6 protein-coding genes are annotated in these 3,477 nt (G+C 41.6%); all 6 read right to left on the reverse strand.

The window, feature by feature from the left end:
- Positions 1–229: 229 nt before the first annotated feature.
- The gene (locus tag AADEFJLK_RS23250) at positions 230–1,345 is read right to left on the reverse strand and encodes a replication protein (RefSeq protein WP_103975988.1); all 1,116 of its coding nucleotides are present in this window, start codon (positions 1,343–1,345) and stop codon (positions 230–232) included.
- 37 nt (positions 1,346–1,382) lie between these two features.
- Positions 1,383–1,673 (reverse strand): hypothetical protein, encoded by a 291-nt coding sequence (locus tag AADEFJLK_RS24230; RefSeq protein ID WP_146054732.1) that lies wholly within the window; start codon positions 1,671–1,673, stop codon positions 1,383–1,385.
- Positions 1,670–2,350, reverse strand: coding sequence for a nucleotide-binding protein (locus AADEFJLK_RS23255; RefSeq protein ID WP_103975989.1), 681 nt, complete (start codon positions 2,348–2,350; stop codon positions 1,670–1,672). The genes AADEFJLK_RS24230 and AADEFJLK_RS23255 overlap by 4 nt, the downstream gene beginning before the upstream one ends.
- Before the next feature lie 73 nt (positions 2,351–2,423).
- On the reverse strand, positions 2,424–2,849 hold the full coding sequence (locus AADEFJLK_RS23260) for a type II toxin-antitoxin system VapC family toxin (protein WP_103975990.1): 426 nt from the start codon (positions 2,847–2,849) through the stop codon (positions 2,424–2,426).
- Positions 2,846–3,073 (reverse strand): hypothetical protein, encoded by a 228-nt coding sequence (locus tag AADEFJLK_RS23265; RefSeq protein ID WP_103975991.1) that lies wholly within the window; start codon positions 3,071–3,073, stop codon positions 2,846–2,848. The genes AADEFJLK_RS23260 and AADEFJLK_RS23265 overlap by 4 nt, the downstream gene beginning before the upstream one ends.
- A 234-nt stretch (positions 3,074–3,307) precedes the next feature.
- Positions 3,308–3,472 carry a helix-turn-helix domain-containing protein gene (locus AADEFJLK_RS25955; RefSeq protein ID WP_282957381.1) on the reverse strand — a complete coding sequence of 55 codons (165 nt, stop codon included), beginning with the start codon at positions 3,470–3,472 and terminating at the stop codon, positions 3,308–3,310.
- Positions 3,473–3,477: the final 5 nt, after the last annotated feature.

A 3,477-nucleotide genomic window follows, 5' to 3' on the forward strand; every position in this document is an offset into this window, starting at 1 on the left:
AAAATAACCCGTAACCTATACTCCCTGCCTATGTCTTTTTTAGGAAGGAAATAGACCATTTTTAATTTGACCCGTAACCTATACTCCCTGCTTTTTCGCTGACCCGTAACCTATACTCCCTGTCTGACTTTCAATTTTGTCTAGTTTAAAGGTTAAAAAACATGACCCGTAACCTATACTCCCTGTGACCCGTAACCTATACTCCCTGCCTTTTGTTCTGACCCGTAACCTATACTCCCTGCTTTATTAATCTAGGATTTGATTTATTTATAGGTTTTGGGCAATTTGAGGCAATGGCTTGTCGTTTACTGGCGGCCTTTACTTCTGCCATGAATTCGCGGGATGGATGAAGCGTATAAATTACGTCTAGTATTTTCCCCCGATTACCTTCAATTATTTTTTTTTCTGTTTTATTTCCTAGAAGTGACGGTTTACAGTCATGTAATTCTTTGAAGGCTGTATCTACGGCAGCTACTGCAAGGCGTAGTAGGGTATATCCATTTAAGAGGCCGCTGTCACGCTTGATGGTTGAAAATCGCATTTCAAAAGGATGAGTGAAGCTGGCGTTGAGATATTTCAGGCTTAACACCTTATTGATCCACCTAGCTAATTGGCTTCTATGGCTCATGAGTCGGGCGTAGTTAAATTGTCGATAAGTCAATTCATCAAGAGCGCGGCTTGCGAATGGGTGAAAATCTGCAAACCATTTTGTGTTGGGGTCTTCGGCAATTCGGCTTTTTGTTGCCTTGAAAAGGTTATTTAAGTAGAGGCTATTGCTGGTGAATTCGCCATCTTTTCCATCTGCCATGCTGGTTATGATGACGGAACGTGCCATAATTTCAAGGCTGAGATTGATTTCGCTATAGGTGCGTCCGTGACCACGTTTTTCTAGTTCTTTGCGCACCATGTGCAGTGTAAAAACAACCCCACTGCGATTTTCTTTTTGATTGTAATAGCCATTGTTTTGGATAGTGGCTATTTTTCGTAGTACGTCTTCAATTAATTCTTCATTCGCACTAGGAAAATACGCTTGGATGATTCCGTCTTTACCTTTTATCGCAGCAGGTTGAATAGTGGCTGTAAGTTCTCGGCCTCGATAATGGAACGGTATTTCATATAGTAATGGGAATGTACCTGCTTTTCGCCATTTATCTTGTTGTTGTCGTGAGACAATATAGCGGGGTATGCTGTCCCAGAGATCAAAAACGTTGGAAAGAGAGTCCCGTTCAGTTTCTGTGTTGCATAGCAAGCTTTGAAATAGGTCTATCTGCCGTCCATTGAAGTCTTCCTGTTTAGGATGAGTTAGTTGTTTTTTTCTCGTGGATGTATTGGCTTTTTCATTCATGTGAAATCCTAAATCTACTTATAGATAAGTATACTCATCAAGATGTAAATGAATCTAACCCTTCCGGTGGTGTAGCACCGTGTTTAGTAAACCAATCGGCTAAGGATTCGGCAAGGGCTTGTTGTACGGTGACACGCTGTCCTTTTTGTCGTGTTAGTTTTCCACAAAGCTCATGTACGGCAAATGAAACATCGGCATCAAAATGGCCTGCGATCATTACGGTTTTAGCTCTACTTGGTTGGCGACGGCGTAATTCTGGTTGATCCGTTGTCCTTGAAGCTATGCGTGAAGGGATAAGGTTTTCAAGGCTTGTATCAGGTTTTTTCATATCTTACTGCTCCGATGGATAGGTTTATTAATGTTATCGACTTTTATATCTGGCGACAAGTATAACAGTCTACTTATCCAGTTCAGTAAACTTAGAATTTCTTGAGCGGCTTTTCCTGTTGGTTCGAATTCGGTAACACCTAATCCGGCGGCAATGGCTCGTTGATAAGCAACGGCTTTTGAAAGGTGCATTGGAGAAAGGGAAAGCCCAAGCGAAGCTATAAGGGTACGGGCTTGATCTGTTTCAGGTAAACGTGGTTCAACCTGGTTTAGCACGATAGCTGCGGGTTTTTGGTGAATTGCTACTATGTCTGTCGTTGCGGTCAGATACTGGACATCTTGTGCCGTTGGACGGCAAGGAATAAGTACCAAATCGGCGAGCTGAATAGATGATGTCAATATTTTTTGCTCAAATGCCGCTGTATCGATAAATATAAGTTTTGCTCCGTAACGTTCGGCCTCAGTTATGGATTGTTGTAACCGAGAATAGACGGCGGAATAAACTTGAGGATTTTCGGCGGTTCGGCTATCGCTCCATTTTGCTGCGGCCTGTTGGTCTGGGTCAACATCAATGATCGCGGTTTGTATGCCTGACATTTGGGCAGCGGTCGCCAAATTAATGGTTGTGGTTGATTTTCCGACTCCACCTTTTAAATTTGCTACTGTGATTGTTGCCATGTCTTTACCTACAGCTATACTTATAGAATAATCTAATTTAAATACAAATAGAACAATAGACAAGTATACTTGTCTATTGTTCGTCTGTTCTACATATTTTGCTATTCAGTAACTTAAAATTACTGTGCTGGCAGGCTTTTTTATCAAATGAAAAAGTGATGGGGCAGCCATATTTTTTATTTAGTTGGGCAATGAAATAATCCGAAAAATCAGCGTTGCCTGTTTCGTAATCGTAATAAGCAGCCCATGCTTCTGGATATGAGGAGATAAAGACCTCATTGCCATTTAGAAGCTGTTTTAACACAGTCAAAATGATCTTTTTGTCATAACGGTAAGCCCGTTTCAATACCCAAACGATTTCGCATAACGTTATTTCATTGATAAACGCTGGGTTTCCAGCAGAGCATTGGTTTTCAATCAAATCAGTTGCCAACTGGGCTTGCTCTTCATCATCTTGGGCAATGTAACGAATCCAAATATTGGTATCCAGTGCAATCAAAGCCTTGCCCCCTCCAACTGGATCGCCGCATCCATTTCTTCCAAACTGATGGCTTGTTCCGGTTTGGGTGCAATGCCTTTGAGCTGTTTGATGGATTGATGGGCATTGCTTCCGACATCGTTTTCTTCGACCACCACGATGACTTTCACCTTGTTGATATTGGGCGTTATACCTAACCAATTCAATTTGCCATTTTCATAAAGAGCCTCGTAACTTTTTAACATAGTCATCACCTTTTATAATTTTGTTTGTAAGCGTAGGGATTCTTTATAAATGCGTAACGCTGATCCGAATCCTCCATCACATCCACATTCTGTAGCGTGTTCTGTAGTTTACTGGTTGCAAGTACATTTGTAGAATGATCGCATGTAAATACAAATAGAACAATAGATAAGTATACTCGTCTATTGTCAGAATGTTATATATGTATATTGTTAGACTAAGTTAATGAGATATGCCTACGAGACCAACTTGTAAAGTGTCGGCCTGCTGATCCCAAACTCTTTTGCCAGTCGGCTTTTTTCTTCCCCTGCGGCCACCCTGGCTTTCAACTCCTCGACCTGTCCGGGCTTTAGCTTAGGCCGTGCGCCGAACTTAACGCCTTTTTTGAGCGCCTGTTCAATGCCTT

The organism is Methylovulum psychrotolerans (genome assembly GCF_002923755.1).
Lineage (GTDB): Bacteria > Pseudomonadota > Gammaproteobacteria > Methylococcales > Methylomonadaceae > Methylovulum > Methylovulum psychrotolerans.

Excerpts from the sequence above, each read along its gene's own strand:
- AADEFJLK_RS23250 (WP_103975988.1), bottom strand. The coding sequence starts at position 1,345 with ATGAATGAAAAAGCCAATACATCCACGAGAAAAAAACAACTAACTCAT.
- AADEFJLK_RS24230 (WP_146054732.1), bottom strand. The coding sequence starts at position 1,673 with ATGAAAAAACCTGATACAAGCCTTGAAAACCTTATCCCTTCACGCATA.
- AADEFJLK_RS23255 (WP_103975989.1), bottom strand. The coding sequence starts at position 2,350 with ATGGCAACAATCACAGTAGCAAATTTAAAAGGTGGAGTCGGAAAATCA.
- AADEFJLK_RS23265 (WP_103975991.1), bottom strand. The coding sequence starts at position 3,073 with ATGTTAAAAAGTTACGAGGCTCTTTATGAAAATGGCAAATTGAATTGG.